25 protein-coding genes are annotated in these 26,721 nt (G+C 69.9%); 19 read left to right on the top strand and 6 right to left on the bottom strand.

Going from position 1 to position 26,721, the window contains the following annotated elements; translation table 11 throughout:
• Positions 1-50: 50 nt before the first annotated feature.
• The 13 genes from OG892_RS39005 to OG892_RS38945 all read left to right on the top strand — a co-directional run bounded on the left by OG892_RS39005 (position 51) and on the right by OG892_RS38945 (position 14,734).
• Positions 51-1,805, top strand: a complete 1,755-nt coding sequence (locus OG892_RS39005; protein WP_371631822.1) for a biotin carboxylase N-terminal domain-containing protein — start codon at positions 51-53, stop codon at positions 1,803-1,805.
• A gap of 84 nt (positions 1,806-1,889) precedes the next feature.
• On the top strand, positions 1,890-3,359 hold the full coding sequence (locus OG892_RS39000) for an FAD-dependent monooxygenase (protein ID WP_073737890.1): 1,470 nt from the start codon (positions 1,890-1,892) through the stop codon (positions 3,357-3,359).
• A gap of 32 nt (positions 3,360-3,391) precedes the next feature.
• The gene (locus OG892_RS38995) at positions 3,392-3,721 is read left to right on the top strand and encodes a TcmI family type II polyketide cyclase (protein WP_024491216.1); all 330 of its coding nucleotides are present in this window, start codon (positions 3,392-3,394) and stop codon (positions 3,719-3,721) included.
• A complete protein-coding gene (locus OG892_RS38990; RefSeq protein WP_073737891.1) occupies positions 3,718-4,989 on the top strand; it encodes a beta-ketoacyl synthase in 1,272 nt (423 codons plus the stop codon). Before OG892_RS38995 ends, OG892_RS38990 begins: the two co-directional genes overlap by 4 nt.
• Entirely contained in the window at positions 4,986-6,206 is a 1,221-nt protein-coding gene (locus OG892_RS38985) for a ketosynthase chain-length factor (RefSeq protein ID WP_073737892.1), read from the top strand. Before OG892_RS38990 ends, OG892_RS38985 begins: the two co-directional genes overlap by 4 nt.
• Before the next feature lie 56 nt (positions 6,207-6,262).
• Positions 6,263-6,532 (top strand): acyl carrier protein, encoded by a 270-nt coding sequence (locus OG892_RS38980; RefSeq protein WP_073737893.1) that lies wholly within the window; start codon positions 6,263-6,265, stop codon positions 6,530-6,532.
• Positions 6,533-6,593: 61 nt separating this feature from the next.
• Positions 6,594-7,385, top strand: coding sequence for a 3-oxoacyl-ACP reductase FabG (gene fabG / locus OG892_RS38975; protein WP_073737894.1), 792 nt, complete (start codon positions 6,594-6,596; stop codon positions 7,383-7,385).
• Between the two features lie 68 nt (positions 7,386-7,453).
• Positions 7,454-8,389 carry an aromatase/cyclase gene (locus tag OG892_RS38970; protein ID WP_371631774.1) on the top strand — a complete coding sequence of 312 codons (936 nt, stop codon included), beginning with the start codon at positions 7,454-7,456 and terminating at the stop codon, positions 8,387-8,389.
• Between the two features lie 2 nt (positions 8,390-8,391).
• Positions 8,392-10,737, top strand: a complete 2,346-nt coding sequence (locus OG892_RS38965) for an SDR family oxidoreductase (RefSeq protein WP_371631773.1) — start codon at positions 8,392-8,394, stop codon at positions 10,735-10,737.
• A gap of 55 nt (positions 10,738-10,792) precedes the next feature.
• On the top strand, positions 10,793-12,229 hold the full coding sequence (locus tag OG892_RS38960; RefSeq protein WP_371631772.1) for an MFS transporter: 1,437 nt from the start codon (positions 10,793-10,795) through the stop codon (positions 12,227-12,229).
• Positions 12,230-12,236: 7 nt separating this feature from the next.
• Positions 12,237-13,826, top strand: a complete 1,590-nt coding sequence (locus tag OG892_RS38955) for an acyl-CoA carboxylase subunit beta (protein ID WP_328868549.1) — start codon at positions 12,237-12,239, stop codon at positions 13,824-13,826.
• An 11-nt stretch (positions 13,827-13,837) separates the two neighbouring features.
• On the top strand, positions 13,838-14,068 hold the full coding sequence (locus OG892_RS38950) for an acyl-CoA carboxylase subunit epsilon (RefSeq protein ID WP_073737899.1): 231 nt from the start codon (positions 13,838-13,840) through the stop codon (positions 14,066-14,068).
• A gap of 81 nt (positions 14,069-14,149) precedes the next feature.
• Positions 14,150-14,734 carry an NADPH-dependent FMN reductase gene (locus tag OG892_RS38945; protein WP_073737900.1) on the top strand — a complete coding sequence of 195 codons (585 nt, stop codon included), beginning with the start codon at positions 14,150-14,152 and terminating at the stop codon, positions 14,732-14,734.
• Positions 14,735-14,795: 61 nt separating this feature from the next.
• On the opposite strand, the gene OG892_RS38940 is transcribed toward OG892_RS38945, so the two are convergent.
• Positions 14,796-15,227 carry a MarR family winged helix-turn-helix transcriptional regulator gene (locus OG892_RS38940; RefSeq protein ID WP_073737901.1) on the bottom strand — a complete coding sequence of 144 codons (432 nt, stop codon included), beginning with the start codon at positions 15,225-15,227 and terminating at the stop codon, positions 14,796-14,798.
• Between the two features lie 194 nt (positions 15,228-15,421).
• Here OG892_RS38940 and OG892_RS38935 point away from each other — a divergent pair, with 194 nt between their 5' ends.
• The 6 genes from OG892_RS38935 to OG892_RS38910 all read left to right on the top strand — a co-directional run bounded on the left by OG892_RS38935 (position 15,422) and on the right by OG892_RS38910 (position 22,495).
• The gene (locus tag OG892_RS38935; protein WP_073737902.1) at positions 15,422-16,924 is read left to right on the top strand and encodes an MFS transporter; all 1,503 of its coding nucleotides are present in this window, start codon (positions 15,422-15,424) and stop codon (positions 16,922-16,924) included.
• Between the two features lie 36 nt (positions 16,925-16,960).
• On the top strand, positions 16,961-17,881 hold the full coding sequence (locus OG892_RS38930) for an alpha/beta hydrolase (protein WP_371631771.1): 921 nt from the start codon (positions 16,961-16,963) through the stop codon (positions 17,879-17,881).
• A 293-nt stretch (positions 17,882-18,174) separates the two neighbouring features.
• Positions 18,175-18,684 carry a winged helix-turn-helix domain-containing protein gene (locus OG892_RS38925; protein ID WP_328868546.1) on the top strand — a complete coding sequence of 170 codons (510 nt, stop codon included), beginning with the start codon at positions 18,175-18,177 and terminating at the stop codon, positions 18,682-18,684.
• A gap of 205 nt (positions 18,685-18,889) precedes the next feature.
• Positions 18,890-19,663, top strand: coding sequence for a nitronate monooxygenase (locus OG892_RS38920; RefSeq protein WP_073737905.1), 774 nt, complete (start codon positions 18,890-18,892; stop codon positions 19,661-19,663).
• 181 nt (positions 19,664-19,844) lie between these two features.
• Positions 19,845-21,104 carry an MFS transporter gene (locus OG892_RS38915; protein WP_073737906.1) on the top strand — a complete coding sequence of 420 codons (1,260 nt, stop codon included), beginning with the start codon at positions 19,845-19,847 and terminating at the stop codon, positions 21,102-21,104.
• On the top strand, positions 21,101-22,495 hold the full coding sequence (locus OG892_RS38910; protein WP_328868544.1) for a trehalose-6-phosphate synthase: 1,395 nt from the start codon (positions 21,101-21,103) through the stop codon (positions 22,493-22,495). Before OG892_RS38915 ends, OG892_RS38910 begins: the two co-directional genes overlap by 4 nt.
• A gap of 284 nt (positions 22,496-22,779) precedes the next feature.
• Here OG892_RS38910 and OG892_RS38905 read toward each other — a convergent pair whose 3' ends face one another.
• The 5 genes from OG892_RS38905 to OG892_RS38885 all read right to left on the bottom strand — a co-directional run bounded on the left by OG892_RS38905 (position 22,780) and on the right by OG892_RS38885 (position 25,478).
• Complete coding sequence (locus OG892_RS38905; protein ID WP_328868543.1) at positions 22,780-23,229, bottom strand: hypothetical protein; 450 nt, start codon at positions 23,227-23,229, stop codon at positions 22,780-22,782.
• On the bottom strand, positions 23,222-23,839 hold the full coding sequence (locus OG892_RS38900) for a hypothetical protein (protein WP_371631770.1): 618 nt from the start codon (positions 23,837-23,839) through the stop codon (positions 23,222-23,224). The genes OG892_RS38905 and OG892_RS38900 overlap by 8 nt, the downstream gene beginning before the upstream one ends.
• Positions 23,836-24,288, bottom strand: coding sequence for a helix-turn-helix domain-containing protein (locus OG892_RS38895; RefSeq protein WP_371631769.1), 453 nt, complete (start codon positions 24,286-24,288; stop codon positions 23,836-23,838). Before OG892_RS38895 ends, OG892_RS38900 begins: the two co-directional genes overlap by 4 nt.
• Before the next feature lie 123 nt (positions 24,289-24,411).
• Positions 24,412-24,828, bottom strand: a complete 417-nt coding sequence (locus OG892_RS38890; RefSeq protein ID WP_073737910.1) for a hypothetical protein — start codon at positions 24,826-24,828, stop codon at positions 24,412-24,414.
• Positions 24,822-25,478, bottom strand: coding sequence for a MarR family transcriptional regulator (locus OG892_RS38885; protein ID WP_371631768.1), 657 nt, complete (start codon positions 25,476-25,478; stop codon positions 24,822-24,824). Before OG892_RS38885 ends, OG892_RS38890 begins: the two co-directional genes overlap by 7 nt.
• Positions 25,479-26,721 lie beyond the last annotated feature (1,243 nt).

The raw sequence follows: 26,721 nt of genomic DNA, 5'->3' as shown, positions 1-26,721 counted from the left end.
CCCGGCCGACGTGGCGTCCCACTGAGACCCGTGGAGGTTTGAGGAACATGCTGCGCAAGGTGCTCATCGCCAATCGTGGCGAGATTGCTGTCCGTGTTGCCCGTGCTTGCCGGGACGCGGGGATCGGGAGCGTGGCCGTCTACGCGGACCCGGACCGCGACGCGTTGCATGTGCGTGCGGCCGATGAGGCATTCGCGCTGGGCGGTGACACTCCGGCCGCCAGTTATCTGGACATGGCCAAGGTCCTGCGGGCCGCCGCGGATTCCGGGGCGGACGCGATCCACCCGGGTTACGGGTTCCTCTCGGAGAACGCCGAGTTCGCGCAGGCCGTGCTGGATGCCGGGCTGACGTGGATCGGGCCGCCGCCGCAGGCGATCCGGGACCTGGGTGACAAGGTCGCCGCCCGCCATATCGCGCAGCGTGCCGGTGCCCCGCTCGTCGCGGGCACCCCGGACCCGGTCTCGGGTTCGGCGGAGGTCGTGGCGTTCGCCGAGGAGAACGGGCTGCCGATCGCGATCAAGGCGGCGTTCGGCGGTGGCGGGCGCGGGCTGAAGGTCGCCCGCACCCTGGAGGAGATCCCGGAGCTGTACGACTCCGCGGTGCGTGAGGCGGTTGCCGCGTTCGGGCGCGGGGAGTGCTTCGTGGAGCGCTACCTGGACAAGCCCCGGCACGTGGAGACGCAGTGCCTGGCCGACACCCACGGCAATGTCGTGGTCGTGTCCACCCGTGACTGCTCGCTCCAGCGCCGCCACCAGAAGCTGGTGGAGGAGGCCCCGGCCCCCTTCCTGTCCCAGGCGCAGAACGCGCAGCTGTACGCGGCGTCCAAGGCGATCCTGAAGGAGGCCGGCTACGTCGGCGCGGGCACGGTCGAGTTCCTGGTCGGCGCGGACGGCACGATCTCCTTCCTGGAGGTCAACACCCGTCTGCAGGTCGAGCACCCGGTCACCGAGGAGGTCACCGGCCTCGACCTCGTACGGGAGATGTTCCGCATCGCCGACGGTGAGGAGCTCGGTTACGGGGACCCCGAGATGCGCGGGCACTCCTTCGAGTTCCGGATCAACGGTGAGGACCCGGGCCGTGGCTTCCTGCCGGCCCCCGGCACCGTGACCCTGTTCGCCCCGCCGTCCGGTCCGGGTGTCCGTCTGGACGCGGGCGTCGAGTCCGGCAGCGTGATCGGCCCCGCCTGGGACTCGCTCCTGGCGAAGCTGATCGTGACGGGCGCCACCCGTGAGCAGGCGCTGCAGCGGGCGGCCCGCGCGCTGGGCGAGTTCACCGTGGAGGGCATGGCCACCGCGATCCCCTTCCACCGCGCGGTCGTGACCGACCCGGCGTTCACCGCGGACCCGTTCACCATCCACACCCGCTGGATCGAGACGGAGTTCGTCAACGAGATCCCGGCCTTCGCCGCCCCCACCGACGCCGACACCGACGAGGAAACCGGCCGCGAGAGCGTCGTCGTGGAGATCGGCGGGAAGCGCCTCGAAGTCTCCCTGCCGTCCTCGCTCGGCATGAGCCTGGCCCGCACCGGACTCGCGGCCGGCGCCAGGCCCAAGCGCCGCGAGGTGCGGAGGGGAGGTTCCGCCGCCTCCGGCGACGCGCTGGCCTCCCCGATGCAGGGCACGGTCGTCAAGGTCGCGGTCGAGGAGGGCCAGCAGGTCGAGCACGGTGACCTGATCGTCGTCCTGGAGGCGATGAAGATGGAGCAGCCGCTCGGCGCGCACCGCTCCGGCACCGTCAGGGGCCTGACCGCGGAGGTCGGCTGTTCCCTCTCGTCCGGCGCCGTGATCTGCGAGATCAAGGACTGACCGACCTCATGCCATCTGGCACCACGACGCCTCCCCACCGCAGCACGGGGTGCTGTCGGGTGCAGGACCGAACAAGGAGGGTGCATGGACACTCAAGTGATCGTCGTCGGCGCCGGACCGGCCGGAATGATGCTCGCCGGAGAACTGCGGCTGGCCGGGGTCGACGTCGTCGTACTCGAAAAGCTCGCCCGGCGGACTGGCGAATCGCGGGGACTGGGATTCACCGCCCGCACGATGGAAGTCTTCGACCAGCGCGGACTGCTCTCCCGCTTCGGCGACATCGAGGTGAGCAACCAGGGGCACTTCGGTGGCCTGCCCATCGACTTCGCCATTCTGGACGGGGCCCACCAGGCCGCCAAGACCATCCCCCAGTCACACACCGAAACCGTGCTGGAGGAGTGGGTCACCTCGCTGGGCGGCGACATCCGCCGCAGCCACGAACTGCTCTCCGTCAAGGACGCCGGAGACCACGTCGAGGCGGAGGTCCGCGGCCCCGACGGGGTCCACCGGCTGACCGCGCCCTACCTCGTGGGGTGCGACGGCGGGCGCAGCCTGGTGCGCAAGGAGGTCGGGTTCGAGTTTCCCGGCACCGCGTCGACGATGGAGATGTTCCTCGCCGATGTGAAGGGGCTGGACCTGTCGCCGCGGATGATCGGCGAGACACTGCCCGGCGGCATGGTCATGGTGGGGCCACTGCCCGGGGGCGTCACCCGGCTGATCGTGTGCGAGCGCGGAACACCGCCTCAGCGGCGTGAGGTTCCGCCGTCGTACGACGAGGTGGCCGCCGCATGGAAGCGGCTGACCGGGGACGACATCTCGCACGGCGAGCCGGTGTGGGTGAGCTCCTTCGGGAACGCCACCCGCCAGGCGACCCACTACCGGCAGGGCCGTGTCCTGCTGGCCGGCGACTCCGCGCACATCCATCTGCCGGCCGGCGGGCAGGGCATGAACACCAGCATCCAGGACGCGGTGAACCTCGGCTGGAAGCTGGCAGCCGTGGTCCGGGGCCGGATGGACGAGGAGTTCCTGGACACCTACCACGACGAACGCCACCCGGTGGGCAAGCGGCTGCTGATGAACACACAGGCCCAGGGGCTGCTGTTCCTCAGCGGCGCGGAGGTGCAGCCGCTGCGGGACGTCTTCAAGGAACTCATCCGGTACGAGCCGGTCAGCCGTCATCTGGCCGCGATGGTCAGCGGGCTGGAGATCCACTACGGCATCGCCGCCGGCGCCCACCCTCTGCTCGGCCGCCGGATGCCGCACCTGGACCTGACCGGCACCTCGGGCCCCGGCAGCAGTACCGAGGCGCTCCACGCCGGCCGCGGTGTACTGCTCGACCTCGCGGACAACGCCGAACTGCGCCGCCGGGCGGCCGGCTGGGCGGACCGGGTGGATGTGGTGACCGCGGCACCGAAGTCCCTTCCCGACGACGGGGCACTGGACGGCACCGCGGCCGTGCTGATCCGCCCCGACGGCTACGTGGCCTGGGCCGCGCCGGGAAGCCACAGCGACCTGCCGATGGCCCTGAAGCGCTGGTTCGGGCCGTCGCGCTGACTCCGTACCTCTGAGAGAAGAGAGAAGAGACCATGCACAGCACCTTGATCGTCGCGCGGATGGAGCCGGGATCCGGCTCCGATGTCGCCCGGCTGTTCGGCGCGTTCGACGAGACGGAGATGCCGCATCTGATGGGCACGCGGCGCCGCCAGCTGTTCTCGTACCGGGGCCTGTACTTCCACCTTCAGGAATTCGACGAGGACAACGGTGGCCGGCTGATAGAGGAAGCCAAGACGGACCCCCGGTTCATCGGGATCAGCGAGGACCTCAAGCCGTTCATCGAGGCGTACGACCCCGCCACCTGGCGCTCTCCCGCCGACGCGATGGCGACCCGCTTCTACCACTGGGAAGGCACCGCGTGACCGGGCGCAGGGTGGTCATCACCGGCATCGGAGTGGTCGCCCCCGGCGGCATCGGGGTCAAGGACTTCTGGAGCCTGCTCAGCGAGGGGCGCACCGCCACCCGGGGCATCACCTTCTTCGACCCCGCCCCGTTCCGCTCCCGGGTCGCCGCCGAGATCGACTTCGACGCCGAGGCGAGCGGACTGAGCCCGCAGGAAATCCGGCGGATGGACCGGGCCGCTCAGCTCGCGATCGTCGCCACCCGGGAGGCGGTCGCGGACAGCGGCCTCGACCTGGGGGCGATGGACCCCTACCGGCTCGGCGTCACCATCGGCAGCGCGGTCGGCGCGACCATGGGGCTCGACGAGGAGTACCGCGTCGTCAGCGACCAGGGGCGGCTGGACCTGGTGGACCACGAGTACGCCGTCCCCCATCTGTACAACTACTTCGTCCCGAGCTCATTCGCCGCCGAGGTCGCCTGGGCCGTGGGCGCGCAAGGACCCAGCACGGTGGTGTCGACCGGCTGCACCTCCGGCCTGGACTCCGTCGGGTACGCCGTGGAGCTGCTGCGCGAGGGATCGGCGGACGTGATGATCGCCGGCTCCTCGGACGCCCCGATCTCCCCGATCACGATGGCGTGCTTCGACGCGATCAAGGCGACCACCCCGCGCGACGACGCCCCGGAGGAGGCCTCGCGGCCCTTCGACGGCACCCGCAACGGGTTCGTGCTGGGCGAAGGGTCCGCGGTGTTCGTCCTGGAGGAGCTGGAGAGTGCCCGGCGGCGCGGCGCGCACGTCTACGCCGAGATCTCCGGCTACGCCTCCCGCTGCAACGCCTTCCACATGACCGGGCTGCGCCCGGACGGGGCGGAGATGGCGGAGGCGATCCGGGTGGCCCTCGACGAGGCCAGGATCCCCGGCGACCGTATCGACTACATCAACGCGCACGGCTCCGGCACCAAGCAGAACGACCGGCACGAGACGGCCGCGTTCAAGAAGAGCCTCGGCGACCACGCCTACCGCACGCCGGTCAGCTCCATCAAGTCGATGGTGGGGCACTCGCTGGGCGCGATCGGCTCGATCGAGATCGCCGCCTGCGCCCTCGCCATGGAGAACAACGTCGTTCCTCCCACGGCGAACCTGCACACACCCGACCCCGAGTGCGACCTGGACTACGTGCCGATCACCGCGCGGGACCACCGCACGGACACGGTGCTCACCGTGGGCAGCGGATTCGGCGGATTCCAGAGCGCCATGGTGATGGCGCGGGTCGAAGGGAGCGCACGATGACGACATCGGTCGTGATCACCGGTCTGGGCATCGCGTCCCCCAACGGACTGGGCAAGGAGGACTTCTGGGCGGCCACCCGGGCGGGACGCGGCGGTATCGGCCCCGTCACCCGGTTCGACGCCTCGCAGTACCCGGCGCGGCTGGCCGGTGAAGTGCCGGGCTTCGAGGCCGAGGACCATCTGCCGAGCCGGCTGTTGCCGCAGACGGACCGGATGACCAGGCTCGCGCTGGTCGCCACCGACTGGGCACTGGCCGACGCCGGTATCAAGCCCGCGGAGGCCGAGGGCTTCGAGATGGGCGTGGTGACGGCGAGCTCCTCGGGCGGTTTCGAGTTCGGCCAGAACGAGCTGCAGAAGCTCTGGAGCAAGGGCAGCCAGCACGTCAGCGCCTATCAGTCCTTCGCCTGGTTCTACGCCGTCAACAGCGGCCAGATCTCCATCCGCAACGGAATGAAGGGGCCCAGCGGTGTCCTGGTGGGGGACCAGGCGGGCGGGCTCGACGCCGTCGCGCACGCGCGCCGGCAGATCCGCAAGGGCACCGGGATGATCGTCTCCGGCAGCATCGACGCCTCCGTCTGCCCCTGGGGCTGGGTGGCCCAGCTGGCGAGCGGGCGCCTCAGCACCGTCGACGACCCCGACCGCGCCTACCTGCCGTTCGACGCCCGCGCCACCGGCCATGTGGCGGGCGAGGGCGGCGCGATGCTCATCCTGGAGCAGGCCGAGAACGCGCGCCGACGGGGCGCACGGGTGTACGGCGAGGTCGCCGGGTACGGCTCCACGTTCGACCCGAGGCCGGGCAGCGGGGGCGAGCCCGGTCTGCGGAAGGCGATCGAGCTGGCCCTGGCCGAGGCGGGCGCCGCACCCGGCGACGTCGACGTGGTGTTCGCCGACGCGGCGGCGGTGCCGGAACTGGACCGGGCCGAGGCGCAGGCGATCAACGCTGTCTTCGGGCCGCGCGCGGTTCCCGTCACCGCACCGAAGACCATGACCGGCCGCCTCTACTCCGGGGCCGCCCCGCTCGACCTGGCCACCGCGCTGCTGGCGATGGAGTCCGGGCTGATCCCGCCCAGCACCAACACCGACCCCGATCCCGCCTTCGGCCTCGACCTCGTCACGGGCGACGCCCGGCCGGGCCCGGTGCGCACCGCGCTGGTGCTGGCCCGTGGCCACGGCGGCTTCAACTCCGCGGTTCTGCTGCGCAGTCCCGACCGCGGCTGATCACGCCGGCCGGCAACGCGGCCGGTCCGGACCCAAGACGAAAGGTAGGGCAAACGGTGAGCTCTCAGCCGTTCACGATCGACGACCTCAAGCGGATCCTGCTCGAAGGCGCCGGCGCCGCGGAGAACGTGGACCTCGAAACCGACATCCTGGACAAGGAGTTCGAGGACCTGGGCTACGACTCCCTGGCACTGCTGGAGACCAGCAGCCGGATCGAGCGCACGTACGGCATCACCATCTCCGACACCATCCTGGCCGACGCGACGACCCCGCGCGCCCTGGTCGGAGCCGTCAACGAGCACCTGGCGGACGGAGCCGCGGCCTGACCCGGCCACCCCGGTCCCGCCACACATCCTCGTACCCCATTCACCGCTCACGGGAGCAGCCATGCCACAGGACACTCAGGACACCAGGGTCGCCGTCGTCACCGGCGCCACCAGCGGAATCGGCCTCGCCACCGCCCGGCTGCTGGCCGAGCAGGGGCACCGGGTCTTCATCGGGGCCCGCAATGCCGAGAACGTGGCCTCCACGCTCAAGACGCTCCGGGAGGACGGCCTGGACGTCGACGGCACGACGCTCGACGTCCGTTCCCCGGAGGGCGTCGAGGAGTTCGTGCGCGCCGCCGTGCAGCGCTACGACACCGTCGACGTGCTGGTGAACAACGCGGGCCGCAGCGGTGGCGGAGTCACCGCCGACATCGACGACGAGCTGTGGGCCGATGTCATCGACACCAACCTCAACAGCGTCTTCCGGATGACCCGTGCCGCGCTGAACGCCGGCGGCATGCGGGAGAAGAGCCGGGGCCGGATCATCAACATCGCCTCCACGGCGGGCAAGCAGGGCGTGGTCCTCGGAGCGCCCTACTCGGCCTCCAAGCACGGCGTCGTCGGCTTCACCAAGTCCCTCGGCAACGAACTGGCGCCGACCGGGATCACCGTCAACGCCGTCTGCCCCGGCTACGTCGAGACCCCCATGGCCCAGCGGGTGCGCCAGGGCTACGCGGCGGCGTACGGCACCGGCGAGGACGTGATCATGGAGCGCTTCACCGCGAAGATCCCGCTCGGCCGCTACTCGACCCCCGAGGAGGTCGCCGGCCTCGTCGGCTACCTGGCGTCGGACACCGCGGCGTCGATCACGGCCCAGGCGCTGAACGTCTGCGGCGGACTCGGCAACTTCTAGGTCCTCCACGCCACAACTCCGCACAGGACCCGAACCCTCCCGGGGGAACCTCGCTAGGAGCGAACACCATGACGACCCAGCACGTCGAGCACGAGATCACCGTGGCCGCACCCGCGGCCGATGTCTACCGCCTGATCGCCGAGGTGGAGAACTGGCCGCAGATCTTCCCGCCCACCATCCACGTGGACGTGGCAGAACGGACCGGCACCGAGGAGCGCATCCGGATCTGGGCCACCGCCAACGGCGCCGCGAAGAACTGGACGTCCCGCCGAACCCTCGATCCCGAGGGGCTGCGCATCCGCTTCCGCCAGGAGGTCTCCACGCCTCCGGTCGCCGCCATGGGCGGCACCTGGATCATCGAGCCGCTCGACGGCGGGAGCTCCCGGATCAGGCTGCTGCACGACTACCGGGCCGTCGACGACGACGCCGAGGGCCTGAAGTGGATCGAGGAAGCCGTCGACCGCAACTCCCGCTCGGAGCTCGAAGCGCTCAAGACCAATGTCGAACTGGCGTACTCCTCGAAGGAGTTGACCTTCTCCTTCGAGGACAGCGTGCAGATCGACGGGGCTGCCAAGGACGCCTTCGACTTCATCAACGAGGCCGGCCTGTGGGCGGAGCGGCTTCCGCACGTCGCCTCCGTGCGCTTCAGCGAGGACGCTCCCGGGCTGCAGACCCTGGAGATGGACACCAGGGCCAAGGACGGCTCGGTGCACACCACCAAGTCCTACCGGGTGGCCTTCCCCGACCAGAAGATCGCGTACAAGCAGATCACCCTGCCCGCGCTCATGACCCTGCACACCGGCTGCTGGACCTTCACCGAGCACGACGGCGGCGTGACCGCCGTCTCCCAGCACACCGTGGTGCTCAACACGGCCAACATCGCGAAAATCCTGGGCACGGAGGCGACGGTCGAGGACGCCCGCGCCTACGTGCACGGCGCACTGAGCACCAACAGCAGTGCCACGCTCGGCTACGCCAAGAGCCACGCCGAGAGCAAGCGCTGACCGTGGCCACCCTGGACAGCGATGTCATCGTCGTCGGGGCGGGCCCGGTCGGGCTGCTCCTCGCCGGGGAACTCCGGCTCGGCGGGGCGAGGGTGGTGGTGCTGGAGCGACGGCCGGAGCCGGGCACGGAGTCGCGGGCATCCACCCTGCACGCCCGCACGATGGAGATCCTCGACAGCCGCGGCCTGCTGGACCGGCTGGGAACCCTGCCGAACGACGTCATGGGCCACTTCGGCGGCATCCCGCTCGATCTGACGCTGCCGACGCCGTACCCCGGGCAGTGGAAGATCCCGCAGACCCGCACCGAGGCGGCCCTGCGGGAGTGGGCGCTGTCCCTGGGGGCGGATCTGCGTCCCGGCCACGAGGTGACCCGGCTGACCACGCACCCGGACCGGGTGGGCGCCGAGGCGGCCGGGCCCGGCGGAACGGTCCGGATCAGCGGCCGGTACCTCGTGGCGTGCGACGGCGAGGACAGCACCGTACGGCGGCTGACCGGGGCGGACTTCCCCGGCGAGGCGGCGAGCCGGGAGCTGGTCCGGGCCGACGTGACCGGTATCGACATCCCGGCCCGGCGCTTCCAGCGGCTGCCCCGGGGACTGGCCATCGCGGCCCGCAACCCCCAGGGCGTGACCCGGGTGATGGTGCACGAGTTCGGCAGCTCCGCCGGACAGCGCACCGGCGACCCGGAATTCGCCGAGGTCCGCGACATCTGGCAACGGGTGACCGGCGAGGACATCGGGCACGGCCGCCCCCTGTGGGTGAACTCCTTCGCGGACGCCGCCAGGCAGCTGACCCGCTACCGGCAGGGGCGCGTGCTGTTCGCGGGCGACGCCGCCCACCAGCAGATGCCCATCGGCGGCCAGGCCCTCAACCTCGGGCTCCAGGACGCCGCCAACCTCGGCTGGAAGCTCGCCCTCCAGGTGACCGGGCGGGCCCCGGACGGGCTGCTCGACAGCTACCACACGGAACGGCACGCCGTGGGCGCACGGGCCCTGGGCAACATCAGGGCGCAGGCGATGCTGCTCCTCGGCGGCGCCGAGGTGGAGGCGGTACGGGAGGTCGTGGCCGAACTCGTATGCCACGAACCGGCCCGCGCCCACCTCGCCGCGATGATCAGCGGCCTCGACATCCGCCATGACGTCCACCCCGGCGCCCACCCCCTCCTGGGACACCGGCTGGCTCACGGGCAACGGGGACACGGCTCCCGGGGCCTGCTGCTGCTCCACCCCGGCTCGTCCCACCGGAAGGCCGCCCTGCAACGGGACCTGGCGCCGTGGACCGACCGGGTCGACCTCGTCACGGGCGTACCGCCGGCGGCGGTCCCCGACCCGGGTACGGCGGTGCTGGTCCGGCCGGACGGGCATGTCGTGTGGGCCGACGCGGAGGGCGCCGCGGACACGGCCGGGCTCGGCGCGGCCCTGCGGCGCTGGTTCGGTGAACCGGCACCGCAGGACCTCGCGCACGACATCACGCGCGAGGCACGTCCCACCCCGGCGCGCACGCAGTCCCCGTCCCCGGCGGTAACCGGGGACCGGACCGGCGGCGCACCCTCACACACCACTTCACACGGGAGCGGAGCAGGTATGAACAGGTTCGCGGGCAAGACGGCGCTGGTGACCGGTTCCAGCCGAGGTATCGGACGGGCCATAGCCCTGCGGCTGGCCAGGGAAGGCGCACTGGTCGTCGTGCACAGTTCCAGCGGGGGCCAGGCGGCGGACGACGTCGTCACCTCGATCGAGAAGGACGGCGGGCGGGCCTTCGCCGTCCAGGCGGAGCTGGGGCTGCCCGGTGACGTCCACGAGCTGTTCCTCGGTCTGGAGCAGGGGCTGAAGGAGCGCACCGGCTCCGTCGACCTGGACATCCTGGTCAACAACGCCGGGATCATGGGCGGCGGGGTCCCGGCCGAGACGACGACGTCCGAGCAGTTCGACCGGCTCTTCGCCGTCAACGCCAAGGCGCCGTTCTTCATGATCCAGCGGGCGCTGAAGAACCTTAACGACGGCGGCCGCGTCATCAACGTCTCCTCGGGGCTGACCCACTTCGCCAACCCGGAGGAGATCGCCTACGCGATGACCAAGGGCGCCGTCGAGCAGTTGGCGCTGCACTTCGCGAAGTACCTCGCGCCGCGCGGCATCACCATCAACAGCGTCGCGCCCGGCATCACCCGCAACGACAACCCGGTCTTCGACATCCCCCAGGCCGTCGAGCAGATGGCCCAGATGTCGGCGTTCGGGCGGGTGGGCGAGCCGGGGGACGTCGCCGACGTGGTGGCGTTCCTGGCGAGTGAGGACGCCCGCTGGGTCACCGGGGCGTTCCTCGACGCCACCGGCGGCACGCTCCTGGGCTGATCACCGCCGGGACGGGACAAGGAGCGTACGCAGTGGAGGAGTTCGGATGAGGCCCATGCCACCACCCACCCAGGATTCCTTCGGTCCTGCTGCGGCCGACGACGGACGGTGGAGCCCCCGCTTGTGGGGGCTGCTGTTCGTGCTGGCCGGAAACATGCTCATCGACGCCATCGAGGTGTCGGCCATGATCGTGGCCATGCCCTCGGTGGGACGGGGCCTCGGTCTGGCACTGACCGGGGCGCAGTGGCTGGTCACCGGCTTCGCCATCGGCTTCGGCGGGCTCACGCTGTTCGGCGGACGGCTGGTGGAACTGCTCGGCCGGCGCCGGGTGTACCTGTGGGCGCTGCTCGGATTCGCCGTGGCGTCCCTGGCGGGCGCCGTGACCGATGAGCCCGCCGTGCTGGTGGCGGCCCGGGTGCTGAAAGGGTTCTTCGCCGCCCTGACCGCGCCCACCGGACTGGCGATCATCGCTTCGGAGTTCCGGGCCGGGCGCAGCCGCGACCGCGCGGTGTCGGTGTACGCCCTGTTCGGCGGGTTCGGGTTCGCCGCGGGGCTGCTGCTGTCGGGTCTGCTGACCGGAGTGAGCTGGCGCTGGACCGTCGCCTTCCCGGCGCCGGTGGTGCTGGTCCTGTTCGCCTTCGCGGTGCGGCTGGTTCCGCGCGGCCCGGTGTCCGCCGCCGCGTCCTCCGGAGCCCCGCGCCGCTTCGACGTCACCGGGGCGCTCGCGCTGACCGGTGTCCTGGTGTGCCTGGTGGGGGGCATCGTCTCGGTGCCGGTGCACGGCTGGTCCGACGCGCGTACGGCGGGTCCGCTGGTGCTCGCCGTGGTGCTGGGGGCGGTCCTGGTCGTCGCGGAGCGCACCGGATCGCGGCCGCTGATCCAGGGGCGGCTGCTGCGGAACCGGACACTGGTCCGCTCGATGGCCGGGGCCGCCGCGCTGAACGGCGTGAACCTGGGGCTGTTGCTGGTCCTGACGGCGCGGCTGCAGACCGGTCTCGGCTGGTCCCCGTTGCGTACCGCGCTGGCGTTCCTGCCCGTCAGTGTGCCCTTGGCCGTCACGGCACTGCTGTCGCGGAGGCTGATCGCCCGCTACGGCACCGCCCGGCTGATCGCGCTGGGGGCGCTGGGACCGGTGCTGGGTGCGGCGCTCTGCCTGCGGCATCCGGTTCCGGAGCACTACGTCACGGACGTGCTGCCGACGCTGCTGCTGGTCGGCGCCGGCTTCGTGCTGGCCTTCGCGGCGCTGAACGCCCAGGCCACCTCCCGGCTGGCCGCGGTCGACAGGCCGGCCGCGGTCGGCCTCTACCAGAGTGCCGTGCAGATCTCCGCCGTCATCGTGCCGGCCATGGCCGCGGCGCTGGCCGTCGGCCGGGCCGACGACCGCCCGGCGCTCCTGCTCGTCACCGCCGTCGCCGTGGCCGGGCTGGCGGCCGGGCTCGGCGGCCTGCGGGCCCACCCCGACCGGGCCGGGAAACCATCCACAGGAGAGTGAGTCACTTATGGCCGCCACCGACACGACTCCGGCCCGGAGCGCCGACTGGACGCTCTACGGGCGTCTGGAGGAACTCCGGCTGATCAAAGACGAGGCCCGGCACGGCCCGGACCCCGCAGCCACCGAACGTCAGCATGCCAAGGGCAAGCTGACGGCGCACGAACGCATAGCCCTGCTGCTCGACGAGGGCTCCTTCCACGAGGTCGAGCAGTTGCGCCGGCACCGGGCGACCGGGTTCGGCCTGGAGGCGAAACGGCCGTACACCGACGGTGTCGTCACCGGCTGGGGAACCGTGCACGGCCGCACCGTCTTCGTCTACGCACACGACTTCCGGATCTTCGGCGGGGCGCTGGGCGAGGCCCACGCCACGAAGATCCACAAGATCATGGACATGGCCATCGCGGCGGGCGCCCCGCTCGTCTCGCTGAACGACGGCGCCGGCGCCCGTATCCAGGAGGGCGTCTCCGCGCTGGCCGGGTACGGCGGGATCTTCCAGCGCAACACGAGGGCCTCGGGTGTCATCCCACAGATCAGCGTGATGCTCGGTCCGTGCGCGGGCGGCGCGGCCTACAGTCCGGCGCTGACCGACTTCGTGTTCATGGTCCGCGAGACCTCGCAGATGTTCATCACGGGACCGGACGTCGTTAAGGCGGTCACCGGCGAGGAGATCACCCAGAACGGCCTCGGCGGCGCCGACGTGCACGCCGCCGTCTCTGGCGTCGCGCACTTCTCGTACGACGACGAACAGAGCTGCCTGGAGGACGTGCGCTTCCTGCTCTCCCTGCTGCCGTCCAACAACCGCGAACTGGCCCCGTCGGTCCTGTCCGAGGACCCGCACGACCGGCGGAGCGACGCACTGCTCGATCTGGTCCCGGACGATCCCGGCCGGGTCTACGACATGCGCGACGTCATCGAGGAGATCGTCGACAACGGGGAGTTCTTCGAGATCCACTCGGCCTGGGCGGGCAACACGCTCTGCGCCCTGGCCCGGCTGGGCGGCGAGGTCGTCGGGATCGTCGCCAACCAGCCGGCCGCGTCCGCGGGGGTGCTGGACATCCAGGGCAGCGAAAAGGCCGCTCGCTTCGTGCAGTTCTGCGACGCGTTCAACATTCCGCTGGTCACGCTGGTCGATGTGCCGGGCTTCCTGCCCGGCATCGCACAGGAACACAACGGCATCATCCGGCACGGCGCGAAGCTGCTCTACGCCTACTGCAACGCCACCGTGCCCCGAGTCTCGGTCGTGGTCCGCAAGGCGTACGGCGGGGCGTACATCGTGATGGACTCCCGCTCCATCGGCACCGATCTGGCCTTCGCCTGGCCCGGCAACGAGATCGCGGTGATGGGTGCGGAGGGCGCCGCCAACGTCATCTTCCGCCGCGAGATCAACGGCGCCGACGATCCGGACGCGGTACGGCGCCAGAAGATCGAGGAGTACCGCACCCAGCTCATGCATCCGTACTACGCGGCCGAACGCGGCCTGGTCGACGACGTGATCGACCCCCGTGCCACCCGCGAGATCCTCATCGGGTCCCTCGCGATGCTGCGGGACAAACATGCCGAGCTCCCCTCCCGCAAACACGGCAATCCCCCTCTGTGACGGAGACCCCCATGTCAGACATCCAGGTAAGCCGCGGCTACGCTACTCCCGAGGAACTCGCCGCTCTCGTCGTGGTGTTGATGGCCCGGTCCGCCGCGTCCCAGCCCCTTCGGCCGTCCCGCCACCACACGCCCAACTGGCACCGCCTGGAACGCGCGCTGCGCCACAGCGGCGCTCGCGGCTGGAGCCGGGAACGAGGTACGGGCCGTACGCTCGCGGCGAGTTCCCCGGGCCGTTCTTGACTTCAGCCCCGGTCCAGCATCCAGACCCGGCGGAGAGACACCACGGCCGTCTCCCGCTTGAACAGGCACTAGAGGAGAAATATGTCCGCCACACCCCTACGCCTCGCCGTGATCAACAGCAGCGTCCGGGAGGGCCGGTTCGGCCCGACCGTCGCGCGATGGTTCGTCGAACAGGCCACTCAGCGCCCGGACTTGGAGGTCGACCTGATCGACCTCACCGAGCACGCACTGCCGCACGAGCTGTCGCACGCCCCGAGTGAGACGGTGTCGGCGGAACTGGCCCGGGTATCGCCGCGCCTGGCCGCCGCCGAGGCCTTCGTCGTCGTGACGCCGGAGTACAACCACAGTTACCCGGCCTCGCTCAAGAACCTCATCGACTGGCACCGCACCGAGTGGCAGGCCAAGCCGCTCGGCTTCGTCTCCTACGGCGGCCTGGCCGGCGGCCTGCGGTCGGTGGAGCACCTGCGTCCCGTCTTCGCCGAGCTGCACGCGGTGACGGTGCGGGACTGCGTCAGCTTCCACAACGTCTGGGGACAGTTCGACGAGGCGGGAGCCCTCGTGGAGCCCACCGCGGCGGGCACGGCGAGCAAGACCCTGCTCGACCAGCTGGTGTGGTGGGGGGTCTCGCTGCGCGAGGCCCGTGAGAAGCGCCCGTACACCGCGTAACACCTGACGGCCTACGAGACGTCCCGAACGGCGGGCGACTCGCAGGCCGTTTCTCGCAGTTCTACTGGTCGCCCTGCGCGAGGCGGACCAGCACCTTGTGGAATTCCTCGCGCTCGGCAGGAGAGAACGCCGCGAACATGGCCTCGTTGGCCTGTTCGACGGCCCGGTCCATCTCCTCGAAGAGCTTCCTGCCCTGTTCGGTGCTCCTGACGAGGTTTCGACGACGGTTGGCGGGATCTGTTTTACGGGTGACGGCGTCGTGGCCCTCCAGATCGCCCAGGAGCGCGACCATGTTCCCGGCGTCCAGGCCCAGGGCCCGGCCCAGATCGGCCTGGGTGCACTCACCGAGCTCGGCCAGACCGGCCATCACGCGGTAGTGCTGCATCCGCAGGCCGGTGGTATCCAGGTACTCGCAGAGCAGTCGCTGGGCTCGCAGGGCAGCGCCCGAGAGCAGCCAGACATCCAGTTCGACCAGTCGTCCGTACAGGGTCATATCGAGAAGCCTACGCGACAGTGTTGCATCGACCAACGATCTGGTCATATCGTTATGCCGTACAACATTGGTTGGAACAACAAATGTTGTCGGGCCTGCCCCACGTCTACCGAAGCTCCACGGGCGAGGCGGACCGGCGACGCGCTGGACATGTATGGACCGAGCATCCTGCCGTCACAGAAGTGAGAACCGTCATGGCTGAAGATCAAATCATCGCGCCCCGCGCGTCCGGCGCCGTCGCCCCGGACGCACGGCGCTGGCAGGCGTTGGTCTACATTGCCCTCGCGCAGCTGATGGTCTCGGTGGACAGCACCATCGTGAACATCGCCCTGCCCTCCGCCCAACGGGACCTCGGCATCTCCGACAGCAACCGGCAGTGGGTCGTCACCGCCTACATGCTCGCCTTCGGCGGACTCCTGCTCCTGGGCGGCCGGATCAGCGACACCATCGGCCGCAAGCGGGCCTTCCTCATCGGAGTCATCGGCTTCGGCCTGGCATCCGCGCTCGGCGGCCTGGCGGTCGACTCCGGAATGCTGCTGGCCGCGCGGGCCCTGCAAGGCGCGTTCGGCGCCCTGCTGGCACCGGCGGGCCTCTCGCTGCTGGCCGTCACCTTCACCGAACCCGGCGAACGCGCCAAGGCGTTCGGGGTGTTCAGCGCGATCGCAGGAAGCGGCTCCGCGGTGGGCCTGATCCTCGGCGGCGTCCTCACCGAGTACCTCAACTGGCGCTGGTCCCTCTTCGTGAACATCGCCTTCGCCGCGGTCGTGGTCGTCGGCGCCGTCGCCGTCGTCCGCGACGAGGGCAACCGCCCGCCCCGCGAGAAGCTCGACATCGCCGGCGCCGTGCTGTCCGTCGCGGGGATCGTGGCACTCGTCTACGGCTTCACCCTCGCCGACAGCGAAGGCTGGACCGCCACCCCGACCCTGGCCCTCTTCGTGGCCTGCGTCGTCCTGCTGACCCTCTTCGTCGTCGTCGAGAAGCGGAGCAGCACCCCGCTCCTGCCGCTGCGGATCGTGACCGAGCGCAACCGGGCCGGCGTCTTCGCCTCCCAGGCCCTCGCCGTGATCACCATGTTCGGCCTGCTGCTCTTCCTCACCTACTACTTCCAGGAGATCCGCGGCTACAGCCCCCTCATGTCGGGCGTGGCGTTCCTGCCCATGGTGGCCGGCATGCTCATCGGCGCGGGCCAGATCGCCAGCCGCATGATGCCGAGGATGGCCCCGCGCTGGATCATGGGCCCCGGGTTCCTCGTCGCCGCCCTCGGCATGCTGATGCTGACCCAGCTGGACGTGGACTCCTCCTACCCGCTGCTGGTCCTGCCCGGCCAGCTGCTGTTCGGCATCGGTCTCGGCCTCGCCTTCACACCGGCGATGAGCCTGGCCACCAACGGAGTCGCCGACCACGAGACCGGCGTCGCCTCCGCGATGATCAACGCCTCGCAGCAGCTCGGCGGCTCCATCGGCACCGCCCTGCTCAACACCATCGCGGCCAGCACCACCGCCGCCTGGCTGGTCTCCCACAGCGGCAGCGGCAGCAACCACGCGGACCAGGCGGCCGTACACGGCTACGCCGTCGCCGTGTGGTGGACCGTCGGCATCCTGCTGCTGGCCGGCGTGCTGATCATGCTCACCAACAACCTGCCGCGGCCGCGGCAGGACGAGAAGGCGATGGAAGACAGCACCGCCGTACACATGTAGAGCGACACGGCAGTACATGTGAAAGGAGATCCACCGATGCCCCTCCACGAATCCTCAGTGGCCGCACCCGCAACCGCCCCCGGCTCCAACCCGGTTCGTGCGATCACCCTGGACGGGAGGGGCGTCACCCTGTCCGGGCTGCTCTCCGAGCCCGCCTCCCCGCCCCGCGCCCTGCTCGTGGCCCTGCACGGGGGCGGGATGCGGGCCGGCTACTTCGACGGCCGAGCCGACCCGGCCACCTCGCTGCTCACCCTCGCCTCCTCCTGCGGATACGCGGCACTCGCCCTCGACCGCCCCGGCTACGGCCGGTCAGCCGCTCAACTGCCCACGGGCATGGGCCTGTCCGAACAGGCGGACGTGGTGCGCGCCGCCCTGGACGACTACCGGGCGAACCACCCCTGCGGCGCCGGGATCCTCCTGGTCGGACACTCCCTGGGCGGCGTCGTCGCCCTGCACGCCTCGTCCCGGTGGACGGGCGACGGGCTGCTGGGCATGGACGTCTCCGGCATCGGCGACCAATGGGCCCCCGACGCGGAACAACTGGTCGGCCAGGGCAGCCGGCTCTCCCACCGGATGCACTGGGGACCCCTCGCCCTCTACCCGCCCGGCACCTTCCGGCTGGCCGACGCGCTGATCACACCCATCCCGGAGCAGGAGTCCCGCGAGATCCTGGACTGGCCGCGGCTGTACCCGCAGGTGGCACGGGACGTCCGGGCACCCGTCCGGTTCACCTTCGCCGAACACGAGCTGTGGTGGCGCAGCGACCCGGAAACCGTACGGGCCATGCTGGAGCGGCTGGGATCCCCACTGTCCTGCAGCGAGCGCCTCGCGGACGCCGGCCACAACATCAGCCTGGGCCGGACCGCCCGCACCTACCACCTGCGGGTGCTCGCCTTCCTGGAACAGTGCCTCTCACTTCCTGGGGCCGGAGAAAATCGAGCGGCGAAGCACCACTGAACACGAGCCCCGAGAAACTCGAGCCTTGAGAAACGCACCAGGGCCGATCGAGAAACCCTCGACGCACGGCGCCGGTTCGAGGGCCCGATACATTCGTACCGCACGTTTACGCAGCTCCGGCATGCCCCCCGGCAACGGCCGTGACCGCTGCTCCTCCCACGGGTCCCATCCGGTCCTCGGCCAGCTTCCCCGCGTCCCCCGGGGGCTCCACAGTGGCTTGAAGAGACCACTCGGAACGCTGAGCACAACTGCTTGTTCTGAATGACGGACCACGAGACCGGGAGCGCGATTTCGTGCGACAAGATCAAGTCGACGTCAGACTTCTGCGGTGGCCCGCGGAGTCGGCCAAGCGACGCCAGTGTATGGAGGAGGGCCTCCTGCGCCTGCTCGTCGTAGAGGGCGGAGCACCCGCGCCCATCTGCTCCGACGTACGCGAGGACTGGGCACGGGCACCCATCAGCAACGAAGACCTCCGCGCCCGGATGGCCGCCCTGCGGGCCAGGTCCTACCCCTTCACCGTGCCGACCGTGGACCCCAGCGGCGCACTGAAGTACCGCGACCGCGTGGTGGCGGTCTCACCCGCGGAGAGGGCGCTGCTGGACAGCCTGACCGGATCTTTCCAGGGAGTCGTCTACCGCGAGGAACTACTGGACCGCTTGGGCGAGAGCCAGGCATGCATCTCCCGCAACGCCCTGGACCTCCACATCATGCGCATCCGCCGGCGCATCCGCCCCCTTGGCCTGGTCCTGCAGACCGCCTGGGGCAGGGGATACATCCTCGAACCGGCCGCCCAGGTGACCTGACGAACCACCGGCAAGGACACTCCCGGCGACCACCTCCGCACCTCCGCACCACAGACACAAACGGAGAGAAGAGTCCGGAAAACGGAGTGGAAAGAGAACGGACAGGAATAGCTGACAGGCACCCGGGTCCGATGTCCAATGTTTCAGCAACATGAAGAAACCGGTGCTCGCGGCATTCCGCCATCTACTCTGATGGGACAATTCCTTGACCACTCAGCGAACGGCCTTCACCGACGACCGCAGGGAACCCTGGCTCAGGATCGGCACCCGTGAGTTCCGCTCCCGGCTCATCGTCGGGATCGAACAGTACGACTCCGTGCCCGTCGTGCGGGACGTGCTCACCGTGACCGACGCGGACATCTTCATCACCACCGTGGACCCGGACAACCGCCGCAGCAGCCTCCTGCTGTCCGACCTGGACGACGCCCTCGACCTCGACCGGTTCACCTGGATCGGCACCACCTCGTTCGCCCGCTCCAAGGACAGCGCACTGCGCACCGCCGAAATCCTTCGCGACTCCTGGGGCATCGACATCCTCAAACTGGATGTACGCGGCCACGACAACGTGCCGGACAACCGCCAGACCATCGAGGCAGCCCATGAACTTCGGGAGAAGGGCTGGTCGCTGCTGCCCTTCATCCTGCCCGACATCGAGACCGCCAAGGCCCTCGAAGAAGCGGGCTGTTCGGCCCTACGTGTCATGGCGGCACCCGTGGCCTCGGGACGCGGCATCATCGACCCCCGGCCCATCCAGCAGATCATCGACGCCGTCAGCATCCCCGTCGTCGTCGAAGGCGGCCTCGGCACCGCCCACCACGTCGCCCAGGCGATGGGCATGGGCGCCGCGGCCACCCTCGTCAACACCGCCCTGGTACGCGCGAAGGACCCGATGAAAATGGCGCTGGCCATGAAGCACGCCACCACGGCGGGCCGGTGCGCCTACGAATCGGGGCCGATGGAAGAGACCTTCGCAGCCTGAGCCGCGGACGGGCCCGCACATGGCCCGACCCCGGCCCGGGTAGACACCCGCCAGTCGCCCGCTGCCCGCTGCCCACAGCCAGCAGCGGGCCGTCGGACGAGAAGAGGTCGTACCACTGAACCGCCCTGCACAATACCGTCCCGCCCCGGAACTCCAGGGGGGCGGCGAGGCCGCCCTGAGCGTGCTGCCACCGACGGCCGGGCCGAACAGCCCGTGGCACGGCATACCGGCGTACATCGCCGGCACCACCGCCCTGGCCGGCCTCGGCCTCGCCGCCGGCGGAACGGCCGGAGCCCTGCTCGCCACCGAACTGGCCGGCACCGCCTCGGTGGCCGGACTCCCCGTGGCCCTGCACCTGGGCGGTTCCGCCGTCGGCGCGCTCCTCGTGTCGCACCAGGCGGGCCGGGGCCACCGCGGACGCGGCCTGGCCCTCGGCCTGGTACTGGGAGCCCTCGGGGCGCTGGCGGTCGTCCTCGCGGCGAAACAGGGGAGCCTCGCCTGGATGCTGGCCGGCAGCGCACTGCTCGGCACCGCCAACTCCTCCATCTTCCTGCTCCGTTACACCGCCGCCCAAGCCGTACCGGAAGGAAGCCGGGGCAGAGCACTGGGCGCGGTCTTCCTCGCCACCGCACTCGGCGCCGTGATCAGCCCGCTGCTGCTCGGCCCCAGCGGCACGGCCGCCCACGCGATCGGGCTGCCGACACTGTGCGGCCTGTACCTGGTCGCCTTCGTCGCGTTCGGCGGCTCCGCACTGCTGCTGGCCGCGGGCTGCTCCCCGAGAACACCCTTGCTGGGACGTGCGGCGAGCGTGCTCGCCTCCGGCTTGAGACCCGCTCGCGGCACAGTCCGGCTGGGCGCCGCACTCCGCGAGCCGGCGGCGGTGGTGGCCCTGAGCGCACTGGCCGGGGCCAACTTCATCATGGTCGGCGTCATGACCCTCACCCCCGTACACCTCAGCCAGCACGGCGCCGGCCACGGTGTGGTGGGTTCCTTCGTGGCGCTGCACGTGGTCGGGATGTTCGCCCCCGCCCCCCTCGTCGGACGGCTGGCCGACCGGTACGGGCCGATGCCGGTCGTCCTCATCGGCGCCGTGATCTCCCTGATGGCAAGCGTGCTGGGCAGCTTCAGCACAGGCCCCACGACGATGACAACCGTCCACCTCGTCCTGGCCGGCCTCGGCTGGAACTTCGGCGTGGTCGGTGCCAGCACGCTGCTGACCGGAGCAGTCCCAGGACAGCTGCGTCCCTACGTGGAAGGGATCGGCGAAGCCACCATGGGCGCCGCCGCCGTGGTCGTCGCACCACTGGTGGCCGCGCTGCCCGGTGCCTGGGGATACCACCTCCTGGGGCTCTGCGCCGTGGCACTGACAGCACTCGCCCTCGTCCGGATGCGCCGCCCCGCGGCCGACTTGCTGCTCTCGACACCAAGGATGCTGAAATGAAAATTCTGACCTGCAGCAACAGCTGTCCGCAGTGGGCGGACGGGCAGCTCAACCCGCGCTCCGCCGGTGGGCTCGTCCCCATGCTGAACGCCCTGCTCGCCGAACACGGCGGCGACTGGATCTTCACCGCACCACCCGGCGGCGACCTGCCCGAATCGGTGACCCTGGACGGCGGCATCACCCTGCACCCCATGGGACTGGACGAGGACCTGCGCCGCCGTCACTACGACACGGTCTCCATCCAACTGCTGCTCGGACTCCTGCACTACATGCACGACACATCGGTCGAACCGGTCTTCGACCGTGAGCTCGGCGAGGCCTGGGCAGGGTACGAAACGGTCAACCGGCTGTACGCGGAAAGGCTCACCGGCCTGTCGGCCGACACCGCGGACGAACTCATCCTGATCAACGACCCGCACCTCATGCTCGTCCCGGAGTTCTTCACCGCGGGCAAGAAGCAGAGGAAGAGCAAGCTCACCTACTTCCTGGGCACGCCGTGGTGCGAACCCGACTACTTCACCGTCCTCCCCGGCCCCGTCCGCACCCGCATCCTCGAATCCCTCCTCGCCTGCGACGCCGTCGGCTTCCACGCCCAGCGCTGGACGGACGCGTTCGCCGCCTGCTGCGCAAGGTTCCTGCCCGACGCCGTCATCGAGGGCGACACCATCACGCACCGGGGCCACGTCACGCGGCTGGTGTCCGAGCCGTTCCCGCTGGACGTGGACGTGATCGACACGATGGTCGAGGAACCCGCCACCGCGTCGTGGACGGAGCGGCTGACGCGGATGGCGGACGGCCGGCGCGTGATGGTCCGGGCCGACCGGATCGACCTCTGGAAGAACATGCCCCGCGGGTTCGCCGCCTTCGAGGCCGCCCTGGAACGCTCCCCGGAGCTCGCCGAGACCTCCTGGTTCCTCGCCGTCGGCACCACACCCAGCCGCGCCTCCGCCCGCCACCTCGCCTACCAGAAGGCCACCGAAGAGGCGATCCGCCGGGTCAACGACCGCTTCGGGACGCCGGACCGGCCGGTCGCCACCCTCCTCCAGCCCGGCAAGGGCCGGGACTCGCGCAACTGCGTCCTCGCGGCCCTGCTCATGAGCAGCGCCGCAATCGTCAACTCGACCTACGACGGGCTCAACCTGTTCGCCAAGGAGGCCGCCTACCTCCTCGACGACTCCGCCTCACTGCTCGTGTCCGCCAACGCGGGCGTGCACGAACAACTCGCGCCGTTCGCCCGCACCATCGACCCGTTCGACATCGACCAGACCAGCCGCGTCATCGAGGCCGCACTGCGGACGGACACCGGCAGCGCCGGCCCGGCCGACAAGCGCCACGCGCTGCTGCGCTCGGAAACGGCGGAGGGCTGGCTGAAGGCAGTCTTCCCGGCCTGACCGGTCCGGTCACGGACGGGCCCGGGGGTACGGGTACGGGTACCCCCGGGCCCTGGTGGCGTGGGAAGGAGCACCACCGTGTCCGATGCCGAGGTGGAACGGTTACGCCCCACCTCGATTGAGCAGCAGAGCCAACCGCTGACCGCCCGAGCGGAGCCCTCGTCGCCACCACCGCCCCGAACCGCTGGGACGGCGAACCGTTCAAGGTCCTGAACCTCACGCCCGGGGCCATCGCGGCGCGCGTCGACAGCCCTGACGTCCCAAGATGAGCTGTCGAACTCGGTCTACCAGGGTGAGCGGGTGTCGCGGAGTGCTTCTGGGGTCTGCTCGGGCAGGGCCATGTTTTGGTCGGTGCGCAGCAGCATGCCCGGGTCGGGTTCGAAGTCCTCAGTGGGCGGTGCCGGCCGGTGGAAACGCTCGGTGCGCGGAATGGTGACTTCCACCAGCCGGCCCTCCTGGAACATCCACAGCCCGAAGCAGTCGTCGTCCTGGTCGCGAAGCAGAACTTGCACCGTATGAGGATGCGGCCACGGCAACGACTCCAGGTGCCTGAGCAGGCCCTTGCGGGCACGCACTTTCTCGAACTCAAGGGCCCACCCGCACTCGTAGCCCCAGTGCCCCGCTATCGGGACGAAGCGACCTCGCCACGTGCGTTCCGGGTCGTCCTGGGTCAGCGGTTCCATCACCTCGTCCGACCAGCGGGCGAGCACGATGACCTCGGCGTCTCTACTCATGCCGGAGTATGACCGCATCCGCCCGATTCACCGCAACCAAATTCCTAACCCGGCCGACGCAAGCAGGGAATCCGGCGTAGCGAGTGTTCGGCATCGCCGATGGCACTGTGAGCAGGGCTTCAACCCGGCGGCTGCATAACATCGCAGATCTGCGATGCTCCGGGCGAGATCTATGCACGGCTGCTGCATACAGGCGGGCCTTCTCGTCCAGGTGGAGTTGGAAGCGGCGGTCGTACTCGTCCTCGAAGTCGCCGACGTCCAGGCGCATGTCCCGGGGCAGGGCCTTGACGGCGCGCTGCTGCTCGCGGGGGTCGTTGAAGGCTGCGATCATCGGGTGGAGCTGGAAGCGTCCGCGGCGGACCACGGCGACGAGCCGGGCGGCGACCAGGTGGGGCATGGCCCGGCTGATCATGCCGCGCTCCATCGCGAGGCCGGTGGCGAGTTCGTCGTGGGTGGCGACGACCAGGCCGCCCGGCTCCTGCTCGCTCATCATGTGCAGCAGCAGCGTGTAGGCGGTGGGAGGCAGCCGCGGAACGTACGCGAGACCGTTGAAGCTGCCCCACAGCACGTTGCGGCGCGGCACCCATCCCTCTGCGACAGCGGACGTCATGACGTGGCCTTCCCTTCCCCATTCGGCGCCTTGCGCGCTTCCAGTTTCACGCCAGGAGCGGCCATCGCCCGGAACGCGTCGGGCGCGTCCGGGTCCTCCATGACCTCGCGCAACAGGTCCAACTGCTCCACCCTGTCCCCCATACCCGCCTTGGCACGCTTCTTCTCGCCCTTGCGCGGCTCCCTGAGCCCTCCTCGCAGCGAGCGGCCGGGTTGAGCTGGTAGACGGCCCCGCTGGACCTTACGCAGCGCCCCGTCGGCCGCCAGGACGTTGAAGACGCGGCTGATGTGAGGCCGGCTGTATCCGAGATCGGCGGACACATCCTCGTGGGTGGCCTCGATCAGCCCGCCGGGCTTCTGGGAGCCCATCAGGTGGAACAGCACCACGAGAACGAACCGGTCGCCGTCGTAACGGACAGCGGCCCAGCGCATGAACTCCAGGCTGTCCATGGAGAACGCCTCGCCGATGAACCCCGTGCTGGAGCCGACGGACCGGTTGTACGCGGTGGGCGGCGGCTTCGGGCGCCGCCTATTTCACGGTCCGTTATCACCCGGGGGTGATAACGGATGGCGTCAGCCGGCGGCGCGGACTGCCCGAAGTGGCTGGCTCTGGCGCTTGGGCGGCGCGGTTTCGTACAGCGGGGCGGTGATCTCGGGCAGTTCGCCGGCCTCGATGCGCTCGGCTGCTTCCTCGAGCGCTTCTTCCAGCTCTTCCTGGGAGTTGTACGAGGCGATGTACGGGTGGAGGTAGTAGGTGCGGTACTTGCGGTCCTCGGGCCTCAGCACGAGGTTCCGGCTCTCCAGTAGCGAAATCGCCGTGTTCGCGGAATTCCGCGACAGGCCGACTCGCGCCCCCAGCTCGGCCTGGGAAGCATTCACCTCGCCGCCGGGCGCCTGGCGCTCGATGAGAACGCTCAGCAACTCCATCGCGGCCTTGGTGAGGTTCAGCCGGTACAGCATTCCGAAACCGGCGCTCGCCTGGATCAGCATGCCCGCCCCTCCGCGTCGACCACTTCATCTTCCCCGTCTTTTGCCCCGAGCTCCAGCTGAACGCTGCGCGGCGGCTTCGGGGCGTTCAGGGCCGGGAAGAGGTCTTCGGGCAGCTTCCCGGCCGCGTCACGCAGTGCGTCCAGGACCTCGCGCTGCAGGTCCCCGTTGCCCTCGAACCCGAGCATCGGGTTCACGAAGATCAGCCCAGTGTCCACGCGCTGGATCATGTGCCACTCCTCAAGGCGGCCGATCGCCCGGGTTACGTTCGACCGTTCCACACCCAGTTTGTCGGCGATTTTCTTGTGCGTGGCCTTCAGCCAGCCCTCACGTTGCCGGCCGATGCACCACAGCAGGACCGCAGACTGGATCGGCGACATGCCGTGCTGGGCGATGAGCACGGCCAGGACGTCAGCAAGGAAGTCGTTGGAGACCACGCTGTAGCCGGAGCGCCCGTACATGTCGTGTGGGGCGCGGTAGGTGTACCGGACACTGACGTCCATCTGCTGCACCGGCCGCTTGCGGGTCGGCGGCTTGATGTCCTTGCCCAGCCGGGAGGACAGGGTCTCGCGGAAGGCGCTGTCACCGCCCGGCGGCACGGCGGTGATCTTGCCCTTGCTGCGGCCGGCGGTCGGGCGCTTTGGTGTCGACACCGACACAGGGAAACGAGGGGTGTTCCCTCAAAACCACCTCTCACCAGCAATTTTCCGCGTTTGTACAAGCGTGGTTGGCGAATAGGGGTGTCGGTGTGGCACCACGGACACATTTCCGCAGGTCGATGTGTCAGCGCTGACACATCCCCTTCCGTAAAAGACCAGGTCAGAGCCCATTTTCCGCGAGGGCCCTCTTTTCCTTTAAGACGCGCGCGCACGAGTCCGTGAGTCAGGGACCAGCGCCTCGCGCGTGTGCGGCCACCCGCCACCGACGGCACCCGACCGTCACAGCTGGCACTGCGCAGCAGCGAGGGCGTACCGTCCGCAACCGTCACCCGGTCCGTTCGACCACCGAGCCCGCGAAGGCCTCCAGGCGCCTCACAGCCGCGCGTTGCGTAGTCGGCGGCCACAGGGGATGGATAGCCCCCCAGGCGCTCGTGGACGGCTTTTTGCGCCGCCGTTGGTTGATCCGTCGACAGCTGAGGTGGCTTCGCGTGCGGCTTGGTGGAACGGGTGCGGGCCGTGGGCGGCATCAACGGCTCTGAGTCTCGGGTGGTACCGGCCGTGACGCTTCAAAGCACCGAGGAGTGGCTGATGCCGGTGAACGGTTCCGTCGCCCGGCCCCGGGGGCCGGGCGACTCAGCTACCTCCGCACGTTGAATTGCAGCGTTCCCATATCGGGCTTCCGTTCTGTGGCTGAGCTATCCAGGGCCGTGCGATTCTGAATTCTTACGGGAGTTATCGGAAAGGGGGATGGGACGCAGCTAGAACCCCAAAGGCTACACAGCTATTATCCATGATGCATCATCCAGGTTGTGCGTTTATCCGCTCGGGTGATGCATCGTCGGATACCTGCCCCACTGTCACGAGAGTTGCTGTATAAACCGGCAGGATTGGTGAACGCGAGCGTGACCACTTTCGAGGACAGGGGAGGGGTCAGGGTGGAGCGCAGCGGAACCCGTCACTGCAACAGGCCGGCACCCGAGCAGGCCGGCAGCCCGTCACCCCTGCTGCAGGGGCAGCAGCTGAGGTTCCCAAGCCCTACACAGTCCCGCACCCGATGCACCCGCCCCAATAGCCAGCCCAAGTGATCGCGCTTGCGCGATCACCCCTAATTCGCGCTTGCGCGAATTACATTCCCTTCAGGAATTCCGCTTGCGGAATCCCATTCCCGCGCTTGCGCGGGAACCACCTTGCGCTTGCGCAAGGCGGACCGCTCTGCAGCGGCTTGCCGCTGCAGTAC

It is taken from the genome of Streptomyces sp. NBC_00341, assembly GCF_041435055.1.
In the GTDB taxonomy this organism is placed as follows: domain Bacteria; phylum Actinomycetota; class Actinomycetes; order Streptomycetales; family Streptomycetaceae; genus Streptomyces.
This window is presented reverse-complemented; position numbering and strand designations above follow the sequence as displayed.

Excerpts from the sequence above, each read along its gene's own strand:
- OG892_RS39000 (WP_073737890.1), top strand. The coding sequence starts at position 1,890 with ATGGACACTCAAGTGATCGTCGTCGGCGCCGGACCGGCCGGAATGATG.
- OG892_RS38995 (WP_024491216.1), top strand. The coding sequence starts at position 3,392 with ATGCACAGCACCTTGATCGTCGCGCGGATGGAGCCGGGATCCGGCTCC.
- OG892_RS38985 (WP_073737892.1), top strand. The coding sequence starts at position 4,986 with ATGACGACATCGGTCGTGATCACCGGTCTGGGCATCGCGTCCCCCAAC.
- fabG (WP_073737894.1), top strand. The coding sequence starts at position 6,594 with ATGCCACAGGACACTCAGGACACCAGGGTCGCCGTCGTCACCGGCGCC.
- OG892_RS38970 (WP_371631774.1), top strand. The coding sequence starts at position 7,454 with ATGACGACCCAGCACGTCGAGCACGAGATCACCGTGGCCGCACCCGCG.
- OG892_RS38960 (WP_371631772.1), top strand. The coding sequence starts at position 10,793 with ATGCCACCACCCACCCAGGATTCCTTCGGTCCTGCTGCGGCCGACGAC.
- OG892_RS38955 (WP_328868549.1), top strand. The coding sequence starts at position 12,237 with ATGGCCGCCACCGACACGACTCCGGCCCGGAGCGCCGACTGGACGCTC.
- OG892_RS38950 (WP_073737899.1), top strand. The coding sequence starts at position 13,838 with ATGTCAGACATCCAGGTAAGCCGCGGCTACGCTACTCCCGAGGAACTC.
- OG892_RS38945 (WP_073737900.1), top strand. The coding sequence starts at position 14,150 with ATGTCCGCCACACCCCTACGCCTCGCCGTGATCAACAGCAGCGTCCGG.
- OG892_RS38940 (WP_073737901.1), bottom strand. The coding sequence starts at position 15,227 with ATGACCCTGTACGGACGACTGGTCGAACTGGATGTCTGGCTGCTCTCG.
- OG892_RS38935 (WP_073737902.1), top strand. The coding sequence starts at position 15,422 with ATGGCTGAAGATCAAATCATCGCGCCCCGCGCGTCCGGCGCCGTCGCC.
- OG892_RS38930 (WP_371631771.1), top strand. The coding sequence starts at position 16,961 with ATGCCCCTCCACGAATCCTCAGTGGCCGCACCCGCAACCGCCCCCGGC.
- OG892_RS38910 (WP_328868544.1), top strand. The coding sequence starts at position 21,101 with ATGAAAATTCTGACCTGCAGCAACAGCTGTCCGCAGTGGGCGGACGGG.
- OG892_RS38905 (WP_328868543.1), bottom strand. The coding sequence starts at position 23,229 with ATGAGTAGAGACGCCGAGGTCATCGTGCTCGCCCGCTGGTCGGACGAG.
- OG892_RS38900 (WP_371631770.1), bottom strand. The coding sequence starts at position 23,839 with ATGACGTCCGCTGTCGCAGAGGGATGGGTGCCGCGCCGCAACGTGCTG.
- OG892_RS38895 (WP_371631769.1), bottom strand. The coding sequence starts at position 24,288 with ATGGACAGCCTGGAGTTCATGCGCTGGGCCGCTGTCCGTTACGACGGC.
- OG892_RS38890 (WP_073737910.1), bottom strand. The coding sequence starts at position 24,828 with ATGCTGATCCAGGCGAGCGCCGGTTTCGGAATGCTGTACCGGCTGAAC.